Raw genomic sequence first — 26,041 nt, 5'->3', positions numbered from 1 at the left:
TTTTAATAGAGTTATATGGACTTATTAATTATGCTTTTAGGCACCCCACCAATATGGCAACGGCGTATTTTTCAGCGTTATACGATGCTGCTGGAAATGCTGATCATGCTTGGCAACTTCTGCCCAAAACCGTGGACTATGATCAAAATGCTTTGTATGTACCAGTTCATGGACAGCGACATAACGCGCGACTTGTTCAGGAAATAATACCAGCGCGCTGTTCAACATAATGTCATGTTTGGCAGAACAACTGCCCCATCGGGTTTTGGGATGTCTAATGTTGCAGTTTTTAAAAGGCAAATGACATTGTTGTGAGACGAGATTTAAATATGAAGGAAGCTGTTCTTTTGCGTAGGCAATCACGAAAGTTTTTAAATATTCTTCAGGATGTCGGTCACTGATCCGAAGCTGTAAATTTTCATCATTAAAAATAAAGTTGTTTTTCTGGCTGTGATAAGAAATTTTTACTGCTGCTTTTAGATTGAATAACCGCAGCTCACTCGGTAGCGTCCGGTCAATATTTTCGATTTTTTCCTGCTGGGATTGCCAGGTTTTAATCAGCCAGCTTTCAGATTGTTCAATAAAATGCTGTATCTGTTTTTTGCTGCAAAAAACCGGTGCTGTAAGGCGAATCTGTGTTGCATCGACACGCAAACGTAACCGTGTTGAACGGACATTTCGGGTGATTTGAATTTCGGGTAGGTCGGATAAGGTCATTTTTTATATTTAATCATTTTTTTAATCCTCCCCCTTGCGTAGCAGTGCTACTCACCTTTATTAAGGAGGGAGAAAAGCTCCTCTTAAAAAATCTAAAATGAGGCTTTTCTTGCACAAAAGTTAAAGCAGTACTTTAACTTCTGTTCAGGATTTGGGGAGATTTTAAAATTAAACCGCTGTACGCTCTTCAATTCCGTTATCCGTCGCGACAATTGCGATATCTGCTTTGTTGATCGCAAAGATACCGTTACACACCACGCCCGGAATATCGTTTAAGGTTTTTTCCAGTTCAAGCGCATTCAGAATATTGAGGTTATATACATCTAAAATCACGTTACCGTTGTCAGTTACCACACCTTCACGATAAGCAGGATCGCCACCTAAAGATACGATTTTACGCGCAACCGCAGAACGCGCCATTGGAATCACTTCTACAGGAAGCGGAAACTCACGACCCAATTGTCCAACCCATTTTGAATCATCCACGATACACACAAATTTTTTCGCAATAGAGGCAACAATTTTTTCACGTGTCAATGCTGCGCCGCCACCTTTGATCATATGCATATGACGATCAATTTCGTCTGCGCCATCGACATAGGCATCTAAACCACTGACAGAGTTCATATCCACTACTTCAATACCGAGCTTTTTTAAGCGCTGTGCAGTTGCTTCTGAACTGGCTACCGCAGCTTCCAATTGCAGCTCAGGTAATAAGTCAATTAAAAAGTTTACAGTACTGCCTGTACCTACGCCTAAAATGCCCCCTTTTGGCAAGTGTTTTAAAGCGGCTTTAGCTGCTGCTTGTTTTTTCTCATCTTGGGTTGCATATAGACTCATGGCTTCACTCAACTATTTTGGACTTTTGCAGCTTTTTTAAACCGCAAAGCCGTGTGGTTTGTTACAATAAGCCCCTATTTTAAACTGTTAGATGGAAAATTAACATGCTGTCTCGTTTGGTTCGACAAATTTTACAAGCAACGGTCTACGATGTTGCAATCGAAACTCCACTCGAAGCAGCGCCACGAATTAGCGAACGACTCAATAATAACATCCGCTTTAAACGTGAAGATTTACAACCGGTTTTTTCATTCAAGCTACGCGGTGCCTATAACCGTATTAGTCAATTACCGAAATCACAAATGGAACGTGGCGTTATTACTGCTTCAGCGGGTAACCATGCACAGGGCGTGGCACTCTCAGGGAAAAAGCTGGGTATTCGCGCGATTATTGTGATGCCTAAAACCACGCCTGATATCAAGGTGCAGGCGGTTAAACGTCTGGGTGGCGAAGTGGTTTTACATGGTGATTCATTTGATGTTGCCAATAAATATGCGATTCAACGTGCCCAGGAAGATGGCATGACTTTCATTCCACCTTATGATGATGAATTGGTGATTGCTGGCCAAGGCACCATTGCCAATGAAATTCTACGTCAATGGCGTGATGTCGACTATGTGTTTGTCGCAGTTGGCGGTGGCGGCCTGATCGCAGGTGTTGCAGCCTATTTAGGTGATGTCGCACCACACGTTAAAGTCATTCCAGTGGAATACGACGAATCTGCCTGTTTAAAAGCTGCTTTAGAAGCAAATGAGCGTGTGATTCTTCCATCTGTAGGTTTATTTGCTGATGGTACAGCCGTAGCCCAAATTGGCGAAAAACCATTTGATGTGATTCGTCTGCAAAAGTCGGACAATTCAGGCCCGATCGTGGAACCGAATGTAGTGCTGGTGAATACGGATGAAGTCTGTGCAGCGATTAAAGACACTTATGACGAATGCCGTAGCATTGTAGAACCATCTGGTGCAATGGCACTGGCTGGCATCAAAAAATACGTGGCTGAACATGGCATCGAAGGGAAAAACATGGTGTCGATTGTCTGCGGCGCCAACATGAACTTCGACCGTTTACGCTATATCGCTGAACGTACCGAATTGGGTGAACGCAAAGAAGCGATTTTTGCCGTGACCATTCCGGAACAGAAAGGTTCATTCCTGAGTTTCTGCCGTGCATTACAAGGCCGTAATATTACTGAATTTAACTACCGTGCCAGCGATGCTTCTGCGGCACAGGTCTTTGTCGGTATTAGTCTGAAAAATGGCGAGAAAGAACGTCAGGAAATTTATGAAACCTTAAAATTCCAATATGACGTTGATGATCTGTCTGATGATGAAGTGGCCAAACTGCATATCCGTTACCTGATCGGTGGTCATGCCGACATTGAAAATGAACGCCTGTTCCGAGTGGAATTCCCAGAGCGTCCTGGCGCTTTACTGATGTTCCTGGAACGTCTTGGCCCAACCCATAACATTACCCTGTTCCACTACCGTAACCACGGCGCTGCTGAAGGACGTGTTCTGGTGGGCCTTGAAGCAACCGATGCACAACAGAATCCGGACGGCTTGATCGAAACTCTCGAGACCATTACCTATCCATATCAGGAAATTACCAATAATCTGGGTTATCAACGTTTCTTGAAGTAATTCTTTCAAACATAAACCGCCTTTCGAGGCGGTTTTTTTATTTGTATACAATAAATTTTATTAATGATTTTTTTAAACTATTTAGAGTTGTAGTTAAAACTTCGTGTGCAACTTTAATATCAATACTGTGATATCTCCTGCGATCATCATCTAAAATTTTATCTTTACTAAATATAGCTAAATGTAAAATATCATTTTGAAGCTGATCAAGTTTTTCGTAAGTTTTAATTAATCTTCCCTTTAGCTGTTCAAGATCTTTATCTTTTTCTACTTCAAGAATGATCTCTAAATTAGAAATCATACCTACATATAAATCATAAATAATCGGATTCAATTCTTTTTCAATACCATAGTATACATTCCCCTCATTAGGTCCTTCATTTAAATTATCAATATGCGAAGCAATATATTGGGCAAAATATTTATCAAATTTTGTAATATCCAGATGGACTTCCTTTGCAATATTTGAAACTCTCTCAACTCTCTTTTGTGTTTTCCATTGCTTTGAAATACAGTAAGCCACGATAACCGTTAAAATTGCGGCAGCAATCGTTGCAATAGCTCCCCAATCAAGCACACAATTCTCAACCATTTAGTTCTTTTCCTTTCTAAATAAACGATTTATATCAATTATGTAAAACTTCAAACATCTTGGATTAGATTAACGCTAACATAACTCAAAATACTTTATTTAGAATAATTAAGGATAGCAAATGGCATTATTTGCAGTCATTGGGCTTGGCAGTTTTGGTGCGACCGTGGCCACGCAGCTGATCAGTCTGAAGCATGAAGTGATAGGGATCGATCTGAATAAAAAATATGTCGAAAATATTTCCGATCAACTAACCCATGCTGTGATTGCCGATGCAACCGATGAACATGTACTAGACGAGCTGAATATTCAGCGCTGTGATGCCGTTGTCGTTGCGATTGGAGAGGATATTGAGGCCAGCATTCTATGTGTATTGCATTTAAAAAATATGGGCGTGAAGAAAATCTGGGTAAAGGCCAAATCCAAATCCCACCACATGATTCTGACCCATCTCAATGTTGAAAAAATCATTCACCCTGAAGAAGATATGGGCGTTCGGGTGGCCCAGTCATTAAGCTATCCGATGGTCAGTCGTTATATGGCGCTTGAGGATGATCATTATATTGTCAAAATTGAAATTCATGCGGATCATCATGGTACGCCACTGAATCAGTTGATGAAGCATGCTCCTGAAATCACGACCTTATTACATAAACGCGGATCTACATTGCAATATCACGTAGATGCCAATCAGATTCTTCAGGAAGGCGATATTTTACTGGTTGAAGGATTGCTGGAACCTTTGCGCCGTCTTGCTAAATATTTTAAACATCTATGAAAAGTTCTGATTTAAAGCAACACAGGATGATTAACCTCAGTCCTCCAAGCTTACTGGCTTTCGGTTTTCTCGGATTAATTCTGATCGGCTCACTGCTGCTGATGCTGCCTATTGCACATCATGGGGAAATCAGCTGGCTGGAGGCGATATTTACAGCAACTTCTGCTGTGACCATTACCGGGCTATCGGTGGTAAATGTCGGTGAAGCCTATACGGTATTCGGCCAAATCGTGATTATGTTTTTGTTGCAATGCGGCGGCTTGGGTTTTATGACGTTTGCCATTCTGGCAGTGATGAGCCTGGCACCACAAATGGGGCTAAAACAACAAGTCATGGCACAGGAGTCGATCGGACAAACCAGTCTGAAAAAAGTCAGTTTTACCATTAAAGCCGTGTTTTTATATTCTCTATTCTTTGAAGCAATCGGTATGCTGATTCTGACTTTGGCTTGGCTCAAAGAATATCAGTTTAGCGATGCACTATTTTATGCAGCTTTTTATAGCGTCTCCGCTTTTAATAATGGTGGATTTTCACTATTTCCAAATAGCTTGATGAGCTTTTCAGGACAGTATCTGATTACCTTTACCATCAGTATGCTGTATATCATTGGCGGTATCGGTTTTCTGGTGCTGATGGACGTCAAAGAACATAAGCGCTGGCGTAAGTTGAGTACCAACAGCAAGCTAATCCTCTCAACGATTCTGGGTCTGAACCTAAGTGCTTTTATCGTACTTTGGCTATTGGAGGCTTCCAATCCACAGACCTTAGGTCTCATGAGTTTGGGCGATCAGGCCGTGAATGCCTGGTTCCATGCCACCGTTCCCCGCTCTTCAGGTTTTCATAGCTTGCCAATGGAACAAATGAGTGATGCATCCACTCTAGTTACCATATTTCTAATGTTTATTGGTGGAGGTTCCTTAAGTACGGCGGGCGGCATTAAGGTCGGTACGTTTATTATTGTGGTCATCAGCGTAATCAGTTTTTTAAGACGCGAAGATGAGATCCGGCTGTTTAATCACTCTATTCCTGAAAAAACTACGTTTAAAGCATTGGCCGTCGTGTGTATTACTGCAGCGTTGATCATGATGGGTTTTATGAGCTTATTAATCCTGGAACCTGAGCAGGATTTTCTGGATCTGTTGTTTGAAGCCGTGTCTGCGGCCTGTACCGTCGGTTTGTCCCGAGGGGTAACTGAGGAGCTACAACCTGTCAGTTTGATCATTCTAATGCTGTTAATGTTCGCCGGGCGTCTAGGGCCACTGACGCTTGCTTATTTTATTGCGACTCCCAAAAAGAGTCGTCTCAAACATCCGCCTTCAGAAATCCAGATTGGTTAATCTACCTAGAAAAAACCATGCATCGGCATGGTTTTTTATTTTCATTATAAGGTCATGAAACTTGGAATCTTAGAACCAGTTCATCAATGAGACACCTAAACCGACATACGTGGCACGGTGATTATAATCAATCAGACTTTCTCCGTAGCCATCAAATAGCTGGAATTGGCCACGCAAACGCCCACTGATCGGGAATGACCAATCGAACTGTACGGCTCCACGATTTTCATCTCCACCTTTTAAGGTATGTCGCAGCATTAATGAAAAATCATGCTCCTTATAACGATAAAATGCGGTCATGTCTCCACGGCCGATATAGTTTTTGATTTCTGGATTGTTATCATCTTCTCGCTTCTCTTCAAAGCGATACCAAGGACGAACCATCAAGGCAAAATTGTCTTTTTCAAAACCGAGATTCAGCATCACCCGGTTCCAGCTACGTGATAACGGATCAGAACGGCCATTGGACTGATGATTAATGGTCAATCCCAACATACGCCAGTTAAGACCTAAAAGATCATAGTTGGTACGGAAGATTAAACTGGCTTCGGGTTCATAGTTGGTTTCACGAAACGGACGTGATTCTTCCGAGTTATACACCTGCCAACGTGAAGATTGGGTATAACCAAGCCAGAGATCGCCATTATCTCCCAAGATATTTTCAACCGCCTTGGTCTTTAAAGACAGTTGAAACTTAGCTTCAGTTGAGGTGAGATTCTGTTTCTCTGTCTCTATATTGTTGGGATTTTCACTCTCGGGTAATTCATTCTTGTTTGATGTCCAGAAACCTGGCATCAAATACACCGGCTGATAAGAACGAATGTTCCAGGTGCCTAATTTACTTTCCGGAGAGAGTTCCCAGCGGCTATCCAGCAAAGACAGATTCGGCGTCAGCTTTGATCCTTCAGAAGCGTAAATATTGGAAACAGTCTGACCAATTTTCGCTTTTAAATTGTCGGGTTCAGGCGCAATTTCTGCTGCTGCACGACGTTCAGAAACGATTGCAGGCTTATCAGTAACCGGAATTTTAAATAAAGTATCATAACAGGCCAGACGCTCTGCACTAATTTCCAGTGCAGCACAGGCTTCAGCCGTTGCCGGCGTGGGACTGTTGACTACTGTTTCTTCCGCATTCACTTGCGTCCCAACTGCACAGCCCAGCAACACGCTCAGCTGTAGAGTTGAGCGCTTAAACGAATTAAGCGCCATCCCTTATCCTCTTTTTTTTATTTATAGAACTTGTTGAATTACAAAACCAAGCTGCTCAAGCATTTCACGTTTTGCCACTGGCGCTACAACGGCTTTCGTCGCCTGCTGCTCGACCAGATAGGTCTGTGCAACACGCTGCAAATCATCCAGTGTGACATTTAATAAACGTTCACGTAATTTTTTACGGAACGCTGATGTACGTTGATGCAAGTAAGAATAACATGCAGTAATGGCTTCGCCTGCCGGTGAACCCGGTTTATCCATACTGGCGATCAGACCCAGAATGGCTTCTTCCAGTTGATGCGGCTGTTGTGGTGCATTGAGTAACCACTGGATACTGGCATCAAAATCCTGGAAAGTTTCTGCCAGACGTGGGTCACGGTAGCTATAGAAACGGAATGAACAGGCATTGCCGTCATAGCTCGCACCACCGCCATAGGCACCGCCTTTTTCACGAATGGCGCTGTGCAGGAAGCCATTACGCAAATAACCTGCCAGCACCATCAATGCAGCAGCATCAGGGTGTGAAACTTCAACAGCAGGATAAGCAGCCGCACAGAATTGGACATTGGCTTGAATCAACCAGGCTTCGTGCTGATCATGGGTTACTTTTTCGACTTGAGTCAGTGCAACTGGTGCAGAATCCACCGCAAGCTTGTCCCAGACATTCTGAATTTCTTCGATCAGATGCACAGACTGCGGCTCTTCACAGACTAACAGGAACTGCTTCGGCGCTTGCAACAAAACACGATGAATTCGTTTTAACTCGTCAATCAGAAGATCATATTCAGCCGGATCTTTTTCGATCTTAGACACCAGTTCGATCAGCCAGTTCAATGCACCCAAACCGGTATTGTGATAATCACGCAAAGCCAATGCACTATGCTGGCGTGAAGCCGTTTGCATTGCATAGCTATGTCCAGAACCAGAAATACGTGACTGCCAGCGCGTTTTACGCTGTTGTAACAGCTCGATAATACGGTCTTTCTCATCAAAACGAAGCTGTTCAAAACCGATCTTTAACAGACGAATTGCATCCAGATGATTCACCAAAGATTTGGTAGTCAGCGTCAACCAGGCAGTAATTTTGTTTTTGTCATCGACTTTAGAACGCAAAGATGCGCCCATGCCCAGACCGCCACTTACCGCTGTTTGCAGTTGCTGGAACTCAAGATAATCATACTCACCCGCACCGACTTCACCCATCAGGATCGACAGTAGGTTAAAGTAAGGCGACTGCACCACTTCATCCGGAATATTGACCAGAACCTGTTGATAATAAATCCCATTGGTGCCGGCATGATACAGGTTCAACGGCGTATCAACACGGTTACAGATAATCTCGCGTAACTGACCTTGCACAATCTGTAATTCCGCAGGAACATCTTCCAGACCGACTTTCGGCAATAAGTTCAAGTCATCCGGCGTGTCCTGACGAATATTCAATGCTTCAGTCTGGGCAATAATTTCCGCTTTCTGCTCTTCAGTCAGATTCTTGCCAATTTCAGCCAAACGCGCTTTTTCATCCGCTGCTTCTTTAGCAGATTTAGTCGCATCCGGAACCAGTGTCAATTGGACACGATGTGGATTATCCAGCAGATGCTCTTTGATCAGATTGGATAACCACATCGGATCTTGCAGCTCTTCTTTGACTGCGGCAATCGCAGAGTCCACATCCCAAACTTCGACCGGATCACGATGATGAATCGCGCTACCCAGACCGCTCAGAATCAAGCTCAAACCATACGGCGTACCATCGCCATTGATTTCACGCTGATGCAATTCAATTTGATGCAGGATCGCATCGACCATGCTCTGATCAACTGGTTTAGAGGCAACATCTTCCAGAACCTTAAACACACCATTTTTAAATTCTTCTGCATGTTCAGGATTTGAACCCTGTACCGCGCAGTAGAAAGTCATTTCAAAATTAGAATCATCCACGCCCATGAATGGACCTGTTGCATCTGCATAACCACAAGTTTCCAGATAATGACGCAGTGGCGATGCTGAATCTTCTAATAAGATACCTTCAACTAAACGCATGCCCAAACGCAGTTTAATGTCACTGGCTTCCGGTAATAACCATGACAGCACATGATAGGTCTTGTCCTGTAGATCTTCGGCATCGACCGCATAGCTGTCTGTCACCGTCAATGGTGCAGTCAAACGGGTTTCAGGTGTTGGATACAGCGTCTGACCTTTTTCAAATTTAGACAATGCCAGATGTTCAAACTGCTCTTGCAATTCGAATGCGGTCTTATTGCCAAAGGTCATGAAGACTGCATTACTTGGATGATAATGTGACTTATAGAAATCAACCAACTCTTGGTAAGTCAGGTCAGGAATATCTTTAGGATCACCACCCGAATTATAGTGATAGGTCGTATTTGGGAATAAATGATGCGCCAGCGTGTGATACAACTGATCTGAAGGCGAACTCATCGCACCTTTCATTTCATTAAAGACCACGCCTTTATAGACAGGCTCGCCATTTTCCAGCTCAATGCGAATGCCTTCCTGGGCAAAATCTAGTGGATTGAGGTTCGCAGCAAATGCTGCATCCATATACACTTCAAGCAGGTTCTGGAAATCCTTGCTGTTCTGCGTCGCAAATGGGTACGCAGTCCAGTCCGCCGCAGTAAAGGCATTCATGAAAGTATTCAGTGAACGGCGAATCATCAGGAAGAATGGATCACGCACCGGGAATTTTTCTGAACCACACAGCGCAGTATGTTCCAGAATATGTGCTTCGCCTTTAGAATCCATCGGCTGGGTACGAAACGCCACCAGAAAGACATTTTCGTCGTGATTGGTCGCCAGATGATAATGTGTGGCGCCAGTCACTTTATGTTTATATTCAGACACGAAAATGTCTAAAGCTTCAACATGTTGTTGACGTACCAACTGAAACGCAGGATGTACAGTTTGAGAAATGGTTTCAGTGACATCTACAGTCATGCGATCTCCTAATGCTTTAATTAAAATAACTAAGCGCATTATAGCTTTAGTTATCTGAATTATTCACGTTGAAAACCGAGGATTTTGATCGAATTAAGTAAACTTGATCATTTGAAAATTAAATCATCAAATTTACTTCCTGCCTCTAGATGAGTATTTACAAGCTTAAGAAATCAGATATTTAAAATAGTTATAGCTTGGATTGTTTTCCACAAATACATAATTCTGCTTTTGATAAAAACTGGCGGCCAGTCGGGTATCTGTTTGCAGGCACAAAGCTGAATAATGCGGACGTGCCAATTGCTCCAGGTAAGCCAAAAGCTGTTTGCCTACGCCATGCTGACGATATTTCGGATGCACATAGAAACGGCGTACACGACCAATGCGGTCTTCAATGCCGTTATCTCCCAATTGCTGGTTTAAGCCGCCACAGGCAACCAATTTCTTGCCATCATGCGCCACCACCAAATATTCATTGGCGTGGCTAAAGCAGTTTTTCCCGGTGCGATATTCTTCTATTAACTTATCTACCAAATTATAGCCTTCTTTACGTGCCAGAGTTGCCAGTGTTTCGATCTGATCCGGGAGTTGTTCGGCTGTTACAATTTTAATATTCATATACGCACACTATTTGAAATTGTTGTGAAGAATGACTGTTGCCAAGCGACTTAAAGTATCATGCCAGGAGCGATATCTCTTTATAAATAAAATGTGATCCTTAAATCAATGCTGCGGCGCACCAGTGCACAAAAATAAGTCAGTTTTTAGACCAAAGATAGCTGCTGAACAAAATACAGCATTTTTGAAAAGTATTTGAAAATGATTCAGCAAACTACAGCAATCCCAAGCAATCGTGTAAACTTAGGACTTTCATTTTTAATGTGATATTTGAACATGGCAACTGTTGATCTTTTTGCGATTGGTAATGCGCTGATTGACCAAGAATTTAAAGTTTCTGATGACTTTTTAACTGCACATCACTTGCAAAAAGGTACCATGCAACTTGCAGATGGTGAAACTCAGGCCAATCTTTATCAAAATCTTCAAGCGACTCAAGTGTATAAAGGTCAGGCTTCAGGCGGTTCAGCAGCCAACACTACCGTGGCATTTTCTGCGCTCGGTGGTTCTGCATTTTATGGCTGTCGTGTCGGAAATGACGAACTGGGACACATCTACCTGCAAGGTTTGAATGATGCCGGCATTAAGACCACCACCCAATCGATCAGTGAAGGCGTGACAGGGACATGTATGGTTCTGGTCAGCCCTGATTCTGAACGTACCATGCATACCTATCTGGGTATTACGGCCGAACTGACTGATCAACAAATTGATTTCAGCGCACTAAATAGCGCGAAATGGCTATATCTCGAAGGTTATTTATCAACTTCTGACACAGCACGTCATGCCGTACAACAAGCACGTGATATTGCCCGTGCCAATGGCGTTAAAATTGCCCTAACTTTATCTGATCCTGCCATGGTGCAATACGCGCGTGCCGGTTTGGATGAAATGATTGCAGATGGTGTAGACTTGCTGTTATGTAACCAGCAAGAAGCGCTGATGTATACAGAAACAGATAATCTTGAGGCAGCCCTGCTTAAATTAAAAACAATCAGTCAGCACGTTGTCATTACATTGTCAGCTGAAGGCGCACTGATTTCGGATTATCAAAATACATTTACTGTTTCTGGCCGTAAAGTGCCTGCAGTAGATGCCAACGGTGCCGGTGATGCTTTTGCCGGGGCTTTCCTGTACGGATTGAATGCTAATTTGGGTCTTCAAGCTGCGGCTGAACTGGCGATTCTCATTTCGAGCCAAGTGGTTTCACAATTTGGTCCGCGCCTGGCAGTTGAAGACTATGCGGCATTATTACAAGACTTTCAAAAGGAATGTGCTTAATGTTTAAAATCTGCATGACCGAAGACGTTCCAGAGCGCGAAGCACGCTCTTTTGAGCTTCCTGATGGAGACAATATCTTTATCACACAGCGTGACGGTGCCTTCTATGCCTATCAAAACCTGTGTCCGCATTTGCAGGTTGAACTGGAATTTCTGGAAAACCAGTTTTTGGATCGTGATCAGGAATTTATTGAATGCTCCACGCATGGCGCCTTGTTTCTGGTAGAAAGCGGTGAATGCATTTCTGGGCCTTGCCAAGGTCAAGCACTTGAAAAAGTAGAGATTACCGTGCATTCTGATGGTGGAATTTACCTCTCAGAATAAGACGAAAACGGACTTCACCATGCCTGCATTTTTTCTAGACTATAACCTGATGCCTTTTCATCTGAGTTTATTGGCGATTATTCTGTTTGGTGTGGTGAAAACCATTGGTTTCTATTTTGGACTCAGACCCAGCAAGTTTCTGCAAAAAATTTCACCTTATGACTTTCAGCAGATGGATCTACTAAACGTCAAATTCTCCAAAACTTTGATTGTGTTTTTCTTCCTGATGAATTTTAGTTTTGCCGGCTATGTTTTACAGTTCCTGATCTATTCTCAGGAATTTAAATTTCTGCCTGCTTATTACCTGATTATTCCGGCTTTAATCATTGCGACTTTTTTTACTATTTTTATGATTCACTGTCTGGATCAGGTCATTCCACCTAAATATAAAAAGAACAATGTCAATTTACTTGGCCGTTTGGCGACAATTTCCAGTGGCAATGCCCGACCCGGTTTTTCTGCTCAAGCGCGGGTGCGAGATGAGTATGGGCAACTGCATTATGTACAGGTAGAACCTGAGTTTGGTGAACTCGGTTTTCAGTCGCAGATTATCCTGATTCGCATGAGAAAATCTCATTATGTTGCAAAGAAAATTTGTAAATCTAATCAGCTGTTCAGCATGAATCTAGATTAAATTCTAAATCATTTGATAGTTATTAAAAAATCCCGACAGATATCGGGATTTTTTAATGTCTATATTTATTTTTTAAGAAGTCCTGAAACCATATTCAATACATTTTGAATATCATTATTGGCTTCCTGCTTGCTGGTTTGCTCACCTTGTGGAGTAAGCGAATCAATAATCTGCGGCAAGACCTGTGAAATCGCACTATACACATCCTGCTTCGGTGCATGGGTTTGTTGTGCAACTGCTTCAACTTCCTGATCATCAAACAGGTTTTGCACCTGCTGCGGATCGACATTGGCATTTTCACCGGGGCCGGTCGACACCCAATCATCGACCTGGCTATTGAGCCCCTGTCCTTTTAGCTTGTCTAATGCACCCTGTAAACCGCCCTGTTTTTGAATCCAGGCCAGCACTAAAGGCAGTACTGCAATCAATAAGGTTTTACCAGTAGAACCACCCAATCCTGAACGAGGCTGAGCAGTACCTTGAGTACCACTACCACCGAACTGACTTAGTACTGAACCTAAAATTGCCCCCAGACCATTTTGTCGAGTCTGCTGGCCGGTTTGATTTTGCTGGTTTTGAGTATTTTGATTTTGCTGAGAATTTGACTGGTTTAAATGCCCTAGCACAGACCCCAGGATATCTGCCAAGCCACCTTGTTGTGAGGACTTTTGCTGCAACTGTCCACCACCCAATGCCTGCTTTGCTAATATTTCCACAATACTACTCAGGTTTGTCATGTCCTATATCCTATGTGCATCTTAATTACAGAATACGGCCTGCCCTCATATTGTCTAGGCAAGATTGTGTTAATATTTGCAATCTTAGTTAAGCAGGTTTTCGGCTTACCAGCGAAATTTATCCCAGTTTTCCGGATTAGCCCAAAATTTGGAGTTAAACCAGTCTGGCACGTGCTTATAGGTTAAAATATTAAACTGCCACAGCGCAAAATCGGCCTCATGTGTGGTCTTGTCAATCAACTGGGTAAATCCTAAAGCTCTCAATAACTTTTCATTTTGCATCCGGCTGATCACCACTAGCCGTTTGGCAAACAAATCACGTAATTTCACCAGAATTTGACTCATGATCTGTTCAGACAAATGTTCTGTTTCTACAGTATCCAGCATCACCACAGCCAAGTCATAACGTTGCTGAAAAGGCAGATTTAAAAAGTCAGATACGCTAAAATAGGACCATTGAATAGCTGGCTGAAACTGGACTTGGCTCAAGTCCTGCCCAATACAAATAGCAGTATGAATTGGCTGTTCCTGTGCGAAATCGTCTAGCATCGAGGTAATGACATTCTGCTCAGCCATAACTGCATCCTTATGATTTAAGTGAGTAATTTTTATGGAACTTCAGGGCATTTGTCATAAAATGCACGTCGGCCTCAAGGACCTTAGTGTAACTGATCAACAGATACAGCGGGCAAATGTTGAATATAAATTAATTTTAGATCGTGCAGAAATTGATCTTCCGTTTAATTTAGGCCAGGAAATCGAGATTGAATGGACCGGTAATATTTACTGCGTGTCCTGTGGCAACAAAACTTCCAAATCATTTTCGCAAGGTCACTGTTTTAAATGTTTTAAAACCAATGCTTCATGTGATATGTGCATCATGAAGCCAGAGACGTGCCATTATCATTTGGGCACTTGCCGCGAAGATGAATTTGCACAGAATGTCTGCTTCCAACCACATATTGTCTATCTGGCCAATTCCAGTGCATTAAAGGTCGGCATTACCCGTACCAGCCAAATGCCGACTCGCTGGCTTGATCAGGGTGCCACCCAGGCCCTGCCGATTATGAAAGTGGGCTCACGTCGTCTTTCCGGAAAGCTTGAGGTCATGTTTGGTACGCAGGTTGCTGATAAAACTGACTGGCGCAAGCTACTGAAAGGTGAAGCAGAACAATTGAACCTGATTGAAGTGCGTGAACAACTGCTGGAAGAATTTGCGCCTAAAATTCAAAGCATTCGCGAAGAATTTAATCAGAATCTAGAATTTAATGAAAATATTGAAGTATTGGAAGATGAATTCGCACGAGAGTTTATTTATCCGGTAGAACAATATCCGGAAAAGATTAAATCGCATAATCTTGATAAAACTCCCTTAATTCGTGGCAAGTTACAAGGCATCAAGGGGCAGTACTTAATTCTGGATACTGGCGTAATTAATATGCGCAAATATACTGGTTATGAACTGATTATTCGTGCTTAATCCATTATTTGCTTAGAGCATAAAAAAACCAGCCCGCAGGCTGGTTTTTTTATACAACAATTTTATTTGATTTTTGCTTGAGATTTCAGGTAACGCGTATAGTCATCAAATTCTTGCTGACCACGAAGTTGTTGATATAACTTCACCAACTCACTGCGTTGTTCTGCACTCAACACATCCACCGGATTTTTCTTCACTTCTGATACCGCAACCACAACCAGCTCATTCGGCATTTTCGCTGTCGTCACTGACCAATGGCCTGCTTTTGGTGTCGGAAGACTAAAAGCCGCACGCTGTACATCACGTTTTAGCAAACCTTCAGCACGTGTGTAAACACCAGCATCTTCAAAGATCAAATCACCTTTCGCCACTGCCGCAGCCGGTTTGGTTTTGAACTCATCCAAAGCTTTCTGAATTTTTGCTTTTGCCAAAGCAGCTGCTTTGTCTTCAATCAACTGAGCCTTAACACGCGGTTTTGCTTCTGCCAGTGTTTGTTCGCCAGCAGCATGATAATTACGCACCTTGATCCAGGCTACATCACCATTGGCCAACTGAATGCTTGATGAAGCATTACGATCACCATTTTTAACATCGTCATTAAACAGTTTAACCTTGAGGTTAGCATCGCTCAGCACTGGATCACGAGTCGAAAGTTTTACTCCTTGGGCTTTCTGGACTTGTACACCTTTAACTTCCTGTGTAACGACATCCAGAGAATCACTTCCTACTACCATATCATTTAGCGTATTGACCGTATCAGAGAATGCATTGGATTTTTTAGCAGCCAAGGCTTCTTCAGACAAACGTGCTTTTTGTGACTCAAAAGAAGGAACCGCAACATCTGGCGTTTGCACAGAAATAATGTGGTATCCATAATCTGTTTTCACCGGTGCAGAAACCTGACCTGATTTTAAAGAATTAACCGTCTGGTCAAATGCAGTGCCAAATACACCTTCTTCATAGACAGCAAGCGCACCACCTTTAGACTTAGATTCAGGATCTTCAGAATATTGTGCTGCAGCTTGAGCAAAAGTGGTACCGGCTTTAATTTTGGCTGCAATCTCGGTCGCCAGTTTTTTCGCTTCAGCATCACTACGACTGTCCGCCGTAATTAAAATATGCTTCACATCTGGTTTAACTGCCTGTTTTTGTGTCGCGACAAAAGCCGTGTACGCTTCCTGAAGCTCAGCATCTGTAACCGCTAAGCTCTGCACCTGAATATCGCTTGGCTTTAACACCACATAGTCGACATCTACACTGGTCGGCTGTTTAAATAGCGTTTTGTGTTTTTCATAATAAGCATCAATATCTGCATCCGTCACTTTGACATCTTTTTTATAGCTGTCCAGATTAATGCTGGAAATATGAATATGACGTTGTTCAGTTTGTAAATCGGCAATCTGCTGCATTTCGACTGGACTCACCAGTGGATAATCCAGGAAAGTCGATGACAGCATCTTCAGCGCATGATCTTTACGTAAACTTTCAATCAAAGCGCGATTGGTCATGCCAATTGATTTTAGATAATTTTCATATAAAGCATTCGAGAACTTGCCATCTTGCTGGAAAGTAGGCTGCTGAGCAATCATCTGTTCAATTTGCTGGTCACTGAGACTGATCCCTAATTCTTCAGCCTGTTGCAGCAATAAAGTACGTGCAACCAGAGTATCCATGGCTTTCTGGTCAATGAAGCTTTGATTCAGTAAAGTTTCATCCCCATTGGCATAACTGAGATATTGTTCTTTAAATGATTTGGTCAGTGACTCTAATTCTTTTTGAGATATTTCAGTCCCGTTCACTGATTTTGCCGCATCAGAGTTTCCGCTGCTAAAATATCCTTCAATACCTACAAGTGCTAACGGGGTCAAAAACAGAACGAGCAAGACTTTGCCCAACCAACCCTTAATAACTTTACGAAAAGCTTCCATAAGTATTCCAATATTTTATTTGCAAAGGATTTTAACCGAAAATACCCATTGAATGAATGTGTTAATCATCACAATTAAATTTATCAATAAAAAACGCGCCAAAGAAGGCGCGTTTCGTCGCTGGGTAAGCTTAAGCTACAGCGTCTTTTAAGCCTTTACCTGCTTTGAAGCTAGGTACTTTGCTTGCTTTGATCTCAAGAGTAGCACCAGTTTGTGGGTTACGGCCAGTACGTGCAGCGCGTTCTTTCACACCGAAAGTACCAAAACCCACTAAAGTTACTGTATCACCCGATTTTAAAGCTTCAGTAACAGAAGCAATTGTAGCATCTAAAGCTTTACCTGCGTCAGCCTTAGATAATCCCCCTTTTTCTGCAATTGCATCAATTAATTCTGATTTATTCATGAAGATTACGTCCTCTTAATATCGTTTATTTAAGGTTCAAGAATTGGTTTAACATGCCATAACGCCTTTATAGCAATGCTTTAGGTATAAACGCAATACTTAAGAACCTCTTTTTTTTCAAAAAATATGCGAAAAAAACATTGAATAATAAATAAAGTCATTTTATTTAAGTTTTTTCGACAATTCTTCTTTCATTTTTTCTTGTTCCGCAGTCAACTGATCAACCTTGGCATGCAACTGAAGGATTAAACGTTCCAAATACTGTACATCCTTCAGTGTGACTAATCCTATACGATTCAATGAGTGATGAACAGAGTTGTCGATTAATTTTTCCACTTTGTCTTTGGTGTCTGTGACCGACTCTTTGGCTTTTTCCGAAACCTTTTCTACAGTTTGATCGGCAATATCTGCAGTTTTAGATTCAAGTTCTTCCCCGACCTTGACCAGCGAGTCAAACAGTTTATTGCCTTCTTCTTCTGCACGTGAAAAAGCCCCGAGTCCAGCCAACCAGATCTGTTTGGTGTATTTACGAAAATCAAGAACCGATTTGCGCTCCGAGGCAGATTTAGACTTGGGTTTCAGTATTTTCTCATTCGAAGCTTCAGCTGAGTCTTGTGCTGTTTTTGACTTGTCCATGTGCACGGCTCCTGTTTGTTTTCTGCGCAATTATTATAAATTATTCTACAAAACCACTGCATAATAGCAAATTTAGTACTTGATAGATTTGATAAACTGTTCTACAAAGCAATTTATTTCAAGTCTAATTTGATTTAACCCTGAAATCTCTTCACAAGCAGGAAGCTTTTTCACTTTATATTTCAGGTAAGGATTGGTTGTATATGAGCGAATCGCAACAAAGTCAAAATCAACCGCATTTGTTGCTTACGATGACGTTAATTGTTTTAGAGACAATATTTACTTTCATTCTCAAGCATGATCGTGTCGTTGCATTACAGGCCAAAAAGTTTGTAGATGAAAACATCTCGATTAAAATCAATAGCTATATTCCATATTTCGACTTTTATGTGCAATTCACCCCCAATGGACTATTATTTGACCACAAAGCACCGGGCCGCATTGTCGACCTGGATGTGCGCACTACACTTCCCGATCTGATTAAAATTTTCATTTTTGGCAATCGTCGTAGCATTCGTAGCATGCGTATTGATGGTCATCAGGTTTTAAAAGATGAGTTTCGTGATCTGTTAACCGTATTCAGTTTACCTAAAGTATTAGCCGACTGGAAACACTGGCTGTCTGATGCGTCGACGGATGAAGCGGAAATTATTGCTTCTAAAAAGCGTATTGCGCCACTGCTAAAGAAAATTGAAGAGCAGCGTTCCAAGATCAATACCCTGCAAGTGGAAGTCAAACAGTATAAAAACCGCCTGAAACGGATTGAACGCCGTCAAAAGCGCATTAACATCATTTTTGGCTTAAGCAGCGTACTTTTGATTACGTTATTAGTGTATAATTGGCTGAGCATGTAAATCTTTCATTCTCCAAAAATTAAATCCCACTAAGGTCTACTAAAAATAACTTGACTAATTTAGTCGGGATTCATAAAATCTACACATCTAGTCTAACCATGTGTATCGAATCATGCGCCTAACCACTCGCGGTCGCTACGCTGTGACTGCTCTACTTGATCTAGCTTTGCAGCCTTCTGAAAAAACGATAACGCTCGCTGAAATTGCAGCACGTCAAACTATTTCTGTTGCTTATCTTGAGCAGTTATTTGCGAAGCTCAAGCGTCATGGTTTAGTTTCTAGTGTTCGTGGCGCAAATGGTGGTTACCATTTAGCACGTAATGCAGATGAAATTACTGTGTTAGCAATTATTGAAGCTGTAAACGAAACAGTTGATGCGACTCGCTGTGACCATAAAGGCAACTGCCAGAATGGTGCGATGTGCTTGACTCATGATTTATGGCAGGAACTCTCCCATCACATCGCCGATTATTTAGAAAAAATCTCGCTTGCTGATCTGGTTGCACGTGACAACGTCCAGACTGTGTCATTACGCCAAAAATCAGCACCTTTAGATTCAGCCCTTTTATCGGTTACAGGTATTTGACATGAAACGTCCGATTTATCTTGATTATGCAGCTACAACTCCTGTAGATCCTCAGGTTGCTGAACGTATGATGGAATGCTTAACATTCGATGGTACCTTTGGTAATGCGGCATCTCGTTCACACGCGTATGGTTGGCAAGCAGAAGAAAAAGTTGAATATGCACGTGAACAAGTTGCGAATTTAATTAAAGCTGATCCACGTGAAATCGTATGGACTTCAGGTGCAACCGAGTCAGACAACCTTGCGCTTAAAGGTGTGGCTCATTTCTATGCATCTAAAGGTAAACATATCGTTACCTCTAAAATCGAACATAAGGCAGTTTTAGATACCTGTCGTGAACTTGAGTCAGAAGGTTTTGAAATTACCTATATTGAGCCGCAACCTCAAACTGGTTTAATTACTCCAGAAATGGTACAAGCAGCGATTCGTCCAGACACGATTCTTGTTTCCCTGATGATGGTAAACAATGAAATCGGTACTGTGACTGATATTGCAGCGATTGGTGAAATCACTCGCGCTAACAAGATTTTCTTCCATGTCGATGCAGCTCAGGCGGCAGGTAAAGTTGAAATTGATCTTTCAACTTTAAAAGTAGACTTGATGAGCTTCTCTGCGCACAAGATCTATGGCCCTAAAGGTATTGGCGCACTGTTTGTACGTCGTAGCCCACGTGTACGCCTTAAAGCTGAAATGCACGGTGGCGGTCATGAACGCGGTATGCGTTCAGGTACCCTTGCGACTCACCAGATTGTAGGTATGGGTGAAGCCTTTGAACTTGCAGGCAAAAACCTGGAAGCTGAACAGACTCGTTTACGTGTACTTCGCGACAAGCTGTGGAATGGTTTACAAGGTCTTGAACAAGTGTTCCTGAACGGCCATCCAACACAAAACGTAGCGAACTACCTGAATATTAGCTTCAACTTCGTTGAAGGCGAATCATTGATGATGGCATTGAAAGATGCTGCGGTATCTTCAGGTTCGGCATGTACATCTGCAACACTTGAACCATCTTATGTACTTCGTGCATTGGGTCTTTCAGACGAACTTGCACACAGTTCGATCCGCTTCAGCTTCGGTAAATACACCACTGAAGAAGATATCGATCACGTATTGACTATCACTAAAGCTGCTGTTGAGAAGTTACGTGAACTTTCTCCGCTTTGGGATATGTATAAGGAAGGTATTGACCTTTCTAAAGTTGAGTGGGCTGAGCACTAATTTTCATTCTGAGATAGTGACAAATCCGTTGCTATCTCATTGAGAAAAGTTTTTTTACCCCCATATTTAATACTAAGGCTGACCCCGAGGTTTGGAGAAGCAACATGGCTTATAGCGAAAAAGTAATTGATCATTACGAAAACCCTCGTAATGTTGGCGTTTTAGATAAAAATGCTGAAAACGTTGGTACTGGTATGGTTGGTGCGCCAGCATGTGGTGACGTGATGCGTTTACAGATTCAGGTAAACGACGAAGGCGTGATTGAAGAAGCACGTTTTAAAACTTATGGTTGTGGTTCTGCCATTGCATCAAGTTCACTTGTGACCGAATGGCTCAAAGGCAAAACTTTAGATCAAGCTCAAGCAATCAAGAACATTGATATTGCAACTGAACTTGCACTTCCACCAGTAAAAGTACACTGCTCTGTTCTTGCTGAAGATGCAATCAAAGCAGCTGTAGAAGACTACCGTAGCAAGAAAGTTAAAGCTTAATTGTTCCACGTTTTGAAATTTTAACGGAGTTTTCATGATCCATTTAACTGAAAATGCTGCAACTCATATCAGCAATTATTTAAAAAATCGCGGTAAGGGTGAAGGCATTCGCGTTGGTGTGAAAACTTCAGGCTGTTCTGGTCTGGCCTATGTGCTCGAGTTCGTCGATGAAGTCGATGCACATGACCAAGCCTTTGAGCAGTTTGGGGTTAAAGTATTCGTTGACCCGAAAAGTCTGGTTTATCTTGAAGGTATGGAGATGGACTATGTTAAAAACGGCTTGAACGAAGGCTTCGAATTTAACAACCCCAACAAAAAAGGCGAATGCGGTTGTGGTGAATCCTTCACTGTATAAACCCGGCAGTTATTCTCTTTTGACATTAAAACAGTGTGTTTCACACTGTTTTAATTGCATTTATGCAGTTATTTTTGCACATTAATCGCGGATCCCATCTCCCATGAATCATTTTGAGTTGTTCAACCTTCCTGTAGCACTCGATATTGATTTGGCGGCTTTAAAGACTGAATTTTTAAAGTTGCAGCAACAATATCACCCAGATAAAGCTGAAGACAAAGATCAGGCTCTGATTAAATCAAGTGATATCAATCAGGCATTTAAAGCCTTGTCAGCGGTCGATAGCCGTGCAGCGTATTTACTGTCTCTCAAGAAACAGGATTATCACTTAGATCAGTCGATCAGTGATTTTGAATTCTTGCAGGACGCTCTGGAAATTCGTGAACAACTTGACGATGCAACTTCTGCTGAAGATTTAACTTCACTAAAAGTCGAAGTCCAGCAATGGATTGAAGGCTTAGTTCGCGAGTTCAAAATTGATTATGCGGATGAAGATTGGGCCGAAGCACGCGATACAGTGCGCAAACTACGCTTCTTCGTTAAAGTCATGGCCGATATCGACAAAGCGGAAGACCGCTTCCTGGACGATGACAGGTTTGATCTTGATGATGATTTCTAATTTTTAGTATTTAATATTTAACGTGCAAAGGATGTAACACTATGGCTCTCTTGCAAATTGCAGAACCAGGTCAATCAAGTGCACCACATGAACACCGCATTGCGATTGGTATCGATTTAGGCACCACCCACTCTTTGGTTGCCACGGTTCTTTCAGGTAAAGCCAAAGTACTTAATGACGAACAAGGTCGTGTGCTACTTCCTTCTATCGTGCATTATGCAGAACAACAGACTCAATACGGCAATGAAGCTGCGCCTTTCATTACTTCTGACCCTAAAAACACCATCGTTTCTGTAAAACGTTTTATGGGTCGTTCGAAAGCTGACATCAAATTCCAGCACCCTTATGCGTTGGTTGGTGAAGCGAATGAAATGCCGGCTTTTGAAACCGCGCAAGGCCGTAAGACTCCGGTTGAGATTTCTGCAGAAATTTTAAAGCAGTTGAAAGACCGCGCTGAAGCCAGTCTGCAAAATCCGGTCAATGGTGCCGTTATTACTGTTCCGGCTTACTTCGATGAAGCACAGCGTCAGGCAACCCGTGATGCTGCTCAACTTGCCGGTTTGAATGTTTTACGTTTGTTGAATGAGCCAACCGCTGCTGCTGTTGCTTATGGTCTGGATCAGGAAAGCAATCTAAGCACAGACCGTAACTATGTGATCTATGACTTGGGTGGCGGTACCTTTGACGTTTCGATTCTGCGTTTCTCTCAAGGTGTGTTTGAAGTTCTGGCAACCGGTGGCCATACCGCTCTCGGTGGTGATGATCTGGATCGTTTGATCCTGAAATGGGCCAAGAAACAACTGAATATTGACACTTTGAATGATGCAGAATATGCACATTTTGTGGTTGCGGCACGTAAAGCCAAAGAAGCTTTGTCGGATGCAGATTCAGTTCAACTCAAATTGCTTGATCAGGTATTGACGCTTGACCGTCCGACATTTGAAGAGATCATTAAAGTCGCTTTGGATAAGACCATCAGCGTATGTAAGCGTGTGATGCGTGATGCCAAGCTTGAACTGGATGACATTCAGAATGTTGTTTTAGTCGGCGGCTCAACTCGTTCTTATGCGGTACAAAAAGCCGTGCGTGAAGTGTTCAACCAAGAACCGCTTTGCACCATTAACCCGGATGAAGTGGTTGCGATTGGCGCATCAATTACTGCGAACCAATTGATTGGCAACTCAACTGATGGCTCATTACTATTAGACGTGACGCCTCTGTCTCTTGGTCTTGAAACCATGGGCGGACTGGTTGAACGATTAATTTCGCGTAATACTGCGATTCCAGTCGCTCGTCGTCAGGAATTTACGACTTATCAAGATGGCCAGACTGCCATGTTGATTCATGTGGTGCAAGGTGAACGTGATCTGGTTGAGCATTGCCGTAGTTTAGGGCGTTTTGTCCTGCATGGCATTCCACCAATGACTGCCGGTCAGGCACGTATTGAAGTGACGTTCCAGGTCGATGCAGATGGCTTGCTGACTGTATCTGCCAAAGAAACCACCTCTGGCGTGACGGCTCAAATCGATATCAAACCATCTTATGGTTTATCGGGTGAAGATACTGAACGTCTGTTGCTAGACGGTTATAAGTTCGCTGAAGAAGATAAGAATCTTCGTCATTTGAATGAAACCAAAGTGGAAGCACAGCGTGAGCTGGAAGCACTGGTTCAGGCACTCAAAGCGGATGCCGGTCTGTTGACTGAAGATCAACGTGCAGCACTGCAAACTGCGCAAGCACAACTTGAAACTCAGCTTCAGGGTTCAGATATCAAAGCGATTGAATCTGCCGTTGAACAGCTTAAAATACATAGTGATGCTTTTGCAGCAGCACGTATGAATCAACATATTGATGCAGCTCTTAAGGGCACTAAACTCGACGACTGGTCAAACTCAAACTAATTTAAGGTAACGACTATGCCACGTATTAAAGTTCTTCCACATGCGCAGATTTGCCCCGAAGGTGCTGAGTTTGAAGTCGAACAAAATGCCAATCTTTGCGAAAGCCTGCTAAAAAATGGCATTAAAATCGAACATGCTTGCGATATGTCAGCAGCGTGTACCACCTGCCATGTAGTGGTACGCAAAGGTTTTGACAGCCTGGAAGAAATGGATGATGTTGAAGCTGACTTACTCGATCGTGCCTGGGGTTTAGAACCTGATTCACGTCTTTCTTGTCAGGTTAAACTGGACGATGAAGATCTGGAAATTGAAATTCCAAAATACACCATTAACCATGCGTCAGAAAATCACTAAGATTTTCGTTGCAGGCTAAAATAAAAAACCACGCTCAGGCGTGGTTTTTTCTCTTTATAAGAAACAATTAAAGTAAATTTACATGAACTTTAAATGTGTTCAATTACTTCATCCTCAAGCTTCAATTTGACAATACCTTGTGAATTGGTCATTTTCTGCTGAGTTTCAATGCGTTTAATCATTTTTTCTAGTACATGAATCAGCTCAGGATATTCAAAGTTTTGCACTTCATCCAGATTCAGCAATAAATGAAAGCCCTTATATTCATAATCGAACCAGCGCTGATACTCGACTTTCTGAGACGCATATTTTTCCATGACCTGCCAGGTTCTTACAGGTGCTTTAATGCCTTTCAGGAAAATCGGCTTTTTCGGTGCGCAAAGATAATCATCTTTGATCAAATTATGAGTATCTTCCGAAATCAGGATTTCATCAACTTCCGCTGCACTTTGCAAACGCGCTGCCAGGTTGGCATCACGCCCTACAATGGTATAAGCCATACGATGCGTAGCCCCATAATTCCCTACGTGGCAATAACCGGTTGAAATCCCCATGCGGATATGCAGTGGCGGATAACCCATTTTAATCCAGCGTTCCCGCAGCAATTTCATTTGCTGACGCATCGCCAATGCCATTTCCATACAGTTCTTAGCATCCTGTTCCACACCTTCGGAGTTCGGATCACCAAAGAAAATCAGGATGGCATCACCCATGAATTTATCGACAGTCGCTTCATAATTTTTAGCGATTTCGGTCATATGCCGAAGATAGTCATTCAACAGGAATGCTAAATCATCTGGAATCAGAGTTTCAGATAGCTCTGTAAAGCCTTGAATATCAGAGAAAAAGATCGTCAACTTTTTACGTTTATATTCAATTTTGGCTTCAGATTCACCTTTCATAATGGATTGCCATAACTGCACGGGCGCATAGCGACTCAGCTGATTGGCAAATTCCATATAACGGTTCATCTGTTCGAAATAATGGTCTTTTTTCTGGGTCATGTATTGCACACGACCACTTTGATAAAAACTTCCGACACCAAAATAGGTAATCAGACAGATAAAGCCTAAAACGGTCAACTCACTGCTGGTCGGTTCGAAATAATTATTAAACCCAAAGACCAGAATATTGGCCAGATAAAAAAGCGTAATCCCGATCAGGCTGGCTAGAGATGCCATCATAAATGAAATTTTATTGCTGATCGCGGTATAGAGCACTGCGACCAGACCCAGCAAGGACAAGACCAAGTCCAGATGCACGGCCGCCAAAACCACCGAAATGACAATGACATCAATCAGGAAAAGAATATTACGCCGGATGTGATAATCATGACGATAGATCAGCCAGCGAGATAGTTTCGGTGTAATTAGCAAAACCAGAAACAAAAAAAATGGAACAAAAAGCTGATACTGGGTATCTGGTTCAGTGTAATGAAAGACGACCAGAACCACAGACAGCATGATGTATCCCATCATGCGATGGAAATACTCAAACTGATGAGGTTCTTTTTGAATCCAGTCGTCTAATTGCACTCACTCACTC

General features: G+C 42.4%; 27 protein-coding genes. 15 read left to right on the top strand and 12 right to left on the bottom strand.

The features are described from left to right. Nucleotides 1–36: 36 nt before the first annotated feature. Both FTV08_RS10830 and rpiA read right to left on the bottom strand, forming a co-directional pair. Nucleotides 37–717 carry a M48 family metallopeptidase gene (locus FTV08_RS10830; protein ID WP_180038697.1) on the bottom strand — a complete coding sequence of 227 codons (681 nt, stop codon included), beginning with the start codon at nucleotides 715–717 and terminating at the stop codon, nucleotides 37–39. A gap of 168 nt (nucleotides 718–885) precedes the next feature. Then, nucleotides 886–1,557 carry a ribose-5-phosphate isomerase RpiA gene (gene rpiA / locus FTV08_RS10825; RefSeq protein ID WP_004279784.1) on the bottom strand — a complete coding sequence of 224 codons (672 nt, stop codon included), beginning with the start codon at nucleotides 1,555–1,557 and terminating at the stop codon, nucleotides 886–888. Between the two features lie 104 nt (nucleotides 1,558–1,661). Between rpiA and ilvA the strand changes: the two genes are divergently transcribed. Next, nucleotides 1,662–3,200: a threonine ammonia-lyase, biosynthetic gene (gene ilvA / locus FTV08_RS10820; protein WP_004646781.1), complete on the top strand. Its 1,539-nt coding sequence runs from the start codon at nucleotides 1,662–1,664 to the stop codon at nucleotides 3,198–3,200. A 37-nt stretch (nucleotides 3,201–3,237) separates the two neighbouring features. On the opposite strand, the gene FTV08_RS10815 is transcribed toward ilvA, so the two are convergent. Next, a complete protein-coding gene (locus tag FTV08_RS10815; RefSeq protein ID WP_180087301.1) occupies nucleotides 3,238–3,792 on the bottom strand; it encodes a hypothetical protein in 555 nt (184 codons plus the stop codon). Nucleotides 3,793–3,913: 121 nt separating this feature from the next. On the opposite strand from FTV08_RS10815, the gene FTV08_RS10810 reads away from it, so the two are divergent. Together FTV08_RS10810 and FTV08_RS10805 are read left to right on the top strand one after the other, a co-directional pair. Then, complete coding sequence (locus tag FTV08_RS10810; RefSeq protein ID WP_005246545.1) at nucleotides 3,914–4,570, top strand: TrkA family potassium uptake protein; 657 nt, start codon at nucleotides 3,914–3,916, stop codon at nucleotides 4,568–4,570. Beyond that, complete coding sequence (locus FTV08_RS10805; RefSeq protein ID WP_180087300.1) at nucleotides 4,567–5,907, top strand: TrkH family potassium uptake protein; 1,341 nt, start codon at nucleotides 4,567–4,569, stop codon at nucleotides 5,905–5,907. The genes FTV08_RS10810 and FTV08_RS10805 overlap by 4 nt, the downstream gene beginning before the upstream one ends. Nucleotides 5,908–5,976: 69 nt before the next feature. Here the strand turns inward: FTV08_RS10805 and FTV08_RS10800 are convergent, their stop codons facing one another. From FTV08_RS10800 to FTV08_RS10790, 3 genes are all read right to left on the bottom strand, one after another. Beyond that, nucleotides 5,977–7,116, bottom strand: a complete 1,140-nt coding sequence (locus FTV08_RS10800) for a phospholipase A (RefSeq protein WP_004646777.1) — start codon at nucleotides 7,114–7,116, stop codon at nucleotides 5,977–5,979. Nucleotides 7,117–7,137: 21 nt separating this feature from the next. Further along, nucleotides 7,138–10,077, bottom strand: a complete 2,940-nt coding sequence (locus FTV08_RS10795; RefSeq protein ID WP_180087299.1) for an insulinase family protein — start codon at nucleotides 10,075–10,077, stop codon at nucleotides 7,138–7,140. 165 nt (nucleotides 10,078–10,242) lie between these two features. Then, nucleotides 10,243–10,695 (bottom strand): GNAT family N-acetyltransferase, encoded by a 453-nt coding sequence (locus FTV08_RS10790; protein ID WP_180087298.1) that lies wholly within the window; start codon nucleotides 10,693–10,695, stop codon nucleotides 10,243–10,245. A 276-nt stretch (nucleotides 10,696–10,971) separates the two neighbouring features. On the opposite strand from FTV08_RS10790, the gene FTV08_RS10785 reads away from it, so the two are divergent. From FTV08_RS10785 to FTV08_RS10775, 3 genes are read left to right on the top strand one after another with little or no spacing between them, the layout of a single operon-like run. After that, nucleotides 10,972–11,976, top strand: a complete 1,005-nt coding sequence (locus FTV08_RS10785) for an adenosine kinase (RefSeq protein ID WP_180087297.1) — start codon at nucleotides 10,972–10,974, stop codon at nucleotides 11,974–11,976. A 14-nt stretch (nucleotides 11,977–11,990) separates the two neighbouring features. Continuing rightward, nucleotides 11,991–12,299, top strand: coding sequence for a Rieske (2Fe-2S) protein (locus FTV08_RS10780; RefSeq protein WP_004279797.1), 309 nt, complete (start codon nucleotides 11,991–11,993; stop codon nucleotides 12,297–12,299). A 19-nt stretch (nucleotides 12,300–12,318) separates the two neighbouring features. After that, nucleotides 12,319–12,933, top strand: a complete 615-nt coding sequence (locus FTV08_RS10775) for an OB-fold-containig protein (protein ID WP_004279798.1) — start codon at nucleotides 12,319–12,321, stop codon at nucleotides 12,931–12,933. Nucleotides 12,934–12,998: 65 nt separating this feature from the next. Here the strand turns inward: FTV08_RS10775 and FTV08_RS10770 are convergent, their stop codons facing one another. Both FTV08_RS10770 and FTV08_RS10765 read right to left on the bottom strand, forming a co-directional pair. Beyond that, a complete protein-coding gene (locus FTV08_RS10770) occupies nucleotides 12,999–13,670 on the bottom strand; it encodes a YidB family protein (protein WP_044110063.1) in 672 nt (223 codons plus the stop codon). Nucleotides 13,671–13,775: 105 nt separating this feature from the next. Then, nucleotides 13,776–14,246: a DUF6231 family protein gene (locus FTV08_RS10765; RefSeq protein WP_180087296.1), complete on the bottom strand. Its 471-nt coding sequence runs from the start codon at nucleotides 14,244–14,246 to the stop codon at nucleotides 13,776–13,778. 34 nt (nucleotides 14,247–14,280) lie between these two features. Here FTV08_RS10765 and FTV08_RS10760 point away from each other — a divergent pair, with 34 nt between their 5' ends. Then, entirely contained in the window at nucleotides 14,281–15,150 is an 870-nt protein-coding gene (locus FTV08_RS10760; protein ID WP_180087295.1) for a DUF2797 domain-containing protein, read from the top strand. Between the two features lie 62 nt (nucleotides 15,151–15,212). Here FTV08_RS10760 and FTV08_RS10755 read toward each other — a convergent pair whose 3' ends face one another. From FTV08_RS10755 to FTV08_RS10745, 3 genes are all read right to left on the bottom strand, one after another. Beyond that, nucleotides 15,213–17,078 carry a SurA N-terminal domain-containing protein gene (locus tag FTV08_RS10755; protein ID WP_180087294.1) on the bottom strand — a complete coding sequence of 622 codons (1,866 nt, stop codon included), beginning with the start codon at nucleotides 17,076–17,078 and terminating at the stop codon, nucleotides 15,213–15,215. A gap of 130 nt (nucleotides 17,079–17,208) precedes the next feature. After that, complete coding sequence (locus FTV08_RS10750; RefSeq protein WP_004279807.1) at nucleotides 17,209–17,481, bottom strand: HU family DNA-binding protein; 273 nt, start codon at nucleotides 17,479–17,481, stop codon at nucleotides 17,209–17,211. A gap of 162 nt (nucleotides 17,482–17,643) precedes the next feature. Beyond that, on the bottom strand, nucleotides 17,644–18,117 hold the full coding sequence (locus FTV08_RS10745; protein WP_180087293.1) for a phasin family protein: 474 nt from the start codon (nucleotides 18,115–18,117) through the stop codon (nucleotides 17,644–17,646). 203 nt (nucleotides 18,118–18,320) lie between these two features. On the opposite strand from FTV08_RS10745, the gene FTV08_RS10740 reads away from it, so the two are divergent. The 8 genes from FTV08_RS10740 (at nucleotide 18,321) to fdx (ending at nucleotide 24,496) form a co-directional block, all read left to right on the top strand. Further along, on the top strand, nucleotides 18,321–18,971 hold the full coding sequence (locus tag FTV08_RS10740) for a hypothetical protein (protein WP_180087292.1): 651 nt from the start codon (nucleotides 18,321–18,323) through the stop codon (nucleotides 18,969–18,971). A 112-nt stretch (nucleotides 18,972–19,083) separates the two neighbouring features. Beyond that, on the top strand, nucleotides 19,084–19,557 hold the full coding sequence (locus FTV08_RS10735) for an Rrf2 family transcriptional regulator (RefSeq protein WP_004279811.1): 474 nt from the start codon (nucleotides 19,084–19,086) through the stop codon (nucleotides 19,555–19,557). A gap of 1 nt (nucleotide 19,558) precedes the next feature. Beyond that, nucleotides 19,559–20,776, top strand: a complete 1,218-nt coding sequence (locus FTV08_RS10730; RefSeq protein ID WP_180087291.1) for an IscS subfamily cysteine desulfurase — start codon at nucleotides 19,559–19,561, stop codon at nucleotides 20,774–20,776. Between the two features lie 104 nt (nucleotides 20,777–20,880). Then, nucleotides 20,881–21,267, top strand: a complete 387-nt coding sequence (iscU, locus tag FTV08_RS10725; protein WP_004279815.1) for a Fe-S cluster assembly scaffold IscU — start codon at nucleotides 20,881–20,883, stop codon at nucleotides 21,265–21,267. Nucleotides 21,268–21,301: 34 nt separating this feature from the next. After that, a complete protein-coding gene (iscA, locus tag FTV08_RS10720; protein ID WP_005107159.1) occupies nucleotides 21,302–21,622 on the top strand; it encodes an iron-sulfur cluster assembly protein IscA in 321 nt (106 codons plus the stop codon). A gap of 103 nt (nucleotides 21,623–21,725) precedes the next feature. Continuing rightward, the gene (hscB, locus tag FTV08_RS10715; RefSeq protein WP_180087290.1) at nucleotides 21,726–22,241 is read left to right on the top strand and encodes a Fe-S protein assembly co-chaperone HscB; all 516 of its coding nucleotides are present in this window, start codon (nucleotides 21,726–21,728) and stop codon (nucleotides 22,239–22,241) included. A gap of 41 nt (nucleotides 22,242–22,282) precedes the next feature. Next, nucleotides 22,283–24,142 carry a Fe-S protein assembly chaperone HscA gene (gene hscA / locus FTV08_RS10710; RefSeq protein ID WP_180087289.1) on the top strand — a complete coding sequence of 620 codons (1,860 nt, stop codon included), beginning with the start codon at nucleotides 22,283–22,285 and terminating at the stop codon, nucleotides 24,140–24,142. Nucleotides 24,143–24,157: 15 nt separating this feature from the next. Beyond that, the gene (gene fdx / locus FTV08_RS10705; protein ID WP_004279821.1) at nucleotides 24,158–24,496 is read left to right on the top strand and encodes an ISC system 2Fe-2S type ferredoxin; all 339 of its coding nucleotides are present in this window, start codon (nucleotides 24,158–24,160) and stop codon (nucleotides 24,494–24,496) included. Nucleotides 24,497–24,585: 89 nt separating this feature from the next. Here fdx and FTV08_RS10700 read toward each other — a convergent pair whose 3' ends face one another. Continuing rightward, nucleotides 24,586–26,031 carry an adenylate/guanylate cyclase domain-containing protein gene (locus FTV08_RS10700; protein WP_180038714.1) on the bottom strand — a complete coding sequence of 482 codons (1,446 nt, stop codon included), beginning with the start codon at nucleotides 26,029–26,031 and terminating at the stop codon, nucleotides 24,586–24,588. Between the last annotated feature and the right edge of the window lie 10 nt (nucleotides 26,032–26,041).

The organism is Acinetobacter sp. YH12226 (genome assembly GCF_013417805.1).
In the GTDB taxonomy this organism is placed as follows: Bacteria; Pseudomonadota; Gammaproteobacteria; order Pseudomonadales; family Moraxellaceae; genus Acinetobacter.
The sequence above is the reverse complement of the archived record's forward strand: the minus strand, read 5'-3'. Positions and strand labels throughout refer to the sequence as shown.

Coding starts and splice junctions, on each gene's coding strand:
- FTV08_RS10810 (WP_005246545.1), top strand. CDS start 3,914: ATGGCATTATTTGCAGTCATTGGGCTTGGCAGTTTTGGTGCGACCGTG.
- FTV08_RS10775 (WP_004279798.1), top strand. CDS start 12,319: ATGCCTGCATTTTTTCTAGACTATAACCTGATGCCTTTTCATCTGAGT.
- FTV08_RS10755 (WP_180087294.1), bottom strand. CDS start 17,078: ATGGAAGCTTTTCGTAAAGTTATTAAGGGTTGGTTGGGCAAAGTCTTG.
- FTV08_RS10730 (WP_180087291.1), top strand. CDS start 19,559: ATGAAACGTCCGATTTATCTTGATTATGCAGCTACAACTCCTGTAGAT.
- FTV08_RS10815 (WP_180087301.1), bottom strand. CDS start 3,792: ATGGTTGAGAATTGTGTGCTTGATTGGGGAGCTATTGCAACGATTGCT.
- fdx (WP_004279821.1), top strand. CDS start 24,158: ATGCCACGTATTAAAGTTCTTCCACATGCGCAGATTTGCCCCGAAGGT.
- FTV08_RS10790 (WP_180087298.1), bottom strand. CDS start 10,695: ATGAATATTAAAATTGTAACAGCCGAACAACTCCCGGATCAGATCGAA.
- FTV08_RS10780 (WP_004279797.1), top strand. CDS start 11,991: ATGACCGAAGACGTTCCAGAGCGCGAAGCACGCTCTTTTGAGCTTCCT.
- hscB (WP_180087290.1), top strand. CDS start 21,726: ATGAATCATTTTGAGTTGTTCAACCTTCCTGTAGCACTCGATATTGAT.
- ilvA (WP_004646781.1), top strand. CDS start 1,662: ATGCTGTCTCGTTTGGTTCGACAAATTTTACAAGCAACGGTCTACGAT.
- FTV08_RS10735 (WP_004279811.1), top strand. CDS start 19,084: ATGCGCCTAACCACTCGCGGTCGCTACGCTGTGACTGCTCTACTTGAT.
- FTV08_RS10760 (WP_180087295.1), top strand. CDS start 14,281: ATGGAACTTCAGGGCATTTGTCATAAAATGCACGTCGGCCTCAAGGAC.
- FTV08_RS10805 (WP_180087300.1), top strand. CDS start 4,567: ATGAAAAGTTCTGATTTAAAGCAACACAGGATGATTAACCTCAGTCCT.
- rpiA (WP_004279784.1), bottom strand. CDS start 1,557: ATGAGTCTATATGCAACCCAAGATGAGAAAAAACAAGCAGCAGCTAAA.
- FTV08_RS10795 (WP_180087299.1), bottom strand. CDS start 10,077: ATGACTGTAGATGTCACTGAAACCATTTCTCAAACTGTACATCCTGCG.
- FTV08_RS10800 (WP_004646777.1), bottom strand. CDS start 7,116: ATGGCGCTTAATTCGTTTAAGCGCTCAACTCTACAGCTGAGCGTGTTG.
- FTV08_RS10770 (WP_044110063.1), bottom strand. CDS start 13,670: ATGACAAACCTGAGTAGTATTGTGGAAATATTAGCAAAGCAGGCATTG.
- FTV08_RS10830 (WP_180038697.1), bottom strand. CDS start 717: ATGACCTTATCCGACCTACCCGAAATTCAAATCACCCGAAATGTCCGT.
- FTV08_RS10785 (WP_180087297.1), top strand. CDS start 10,972: ATGGCAACTGTTGATCTTTTTGCGATTGGTAATGCGCTGATTGACCAA.
- hscA (WP_180087289.1), top strand. CDS start 22,283: ATGGCTCTCTTGCAAATTGCAGAACCAGGTCAATCAAGTGCACCACAT.
- iscA (WP_005107159.1), top strand. CDS start 21,302: ATGATCCATTTAACTGAAAATGCTGCAACTCATATCAGCAATTATTTA.
- FTV08_RS10745 (WP_180087293.1), bottom strand. CDS start 18,117: ATGGACAAGTCAAAAACAGCACAAGACTCAGCTGAAGCTTCGAATGAG.
- FTV08_RS10740 (WP_180087292.1), top strand. CDS start 18,321: ATGAGCGAATCGCAACAAAGTCAAAATCAACCGCATTTGTTGCTTACG.
- FTV08_RS10765 (WP_180087296.1), bottom strand. CDS start 14,246: ATGGCTGAGCAGAATGTCATTACCTCGATGCTAGACGATTTCGCACAG.
- iscU (WP_004279815.1), top strand. CDS start 20,881: ATGGCTTATAGCGAAAAAGTAATTGATCATTACGAAAACCCTCGTAAT.
- FTV08_RS10750 (WP_004279807.1), bottom strand. CDS start 17,481: ATGAATAAATCAGAATTAATTGATGCAATTGCAGAAAAAGGGGGATTA.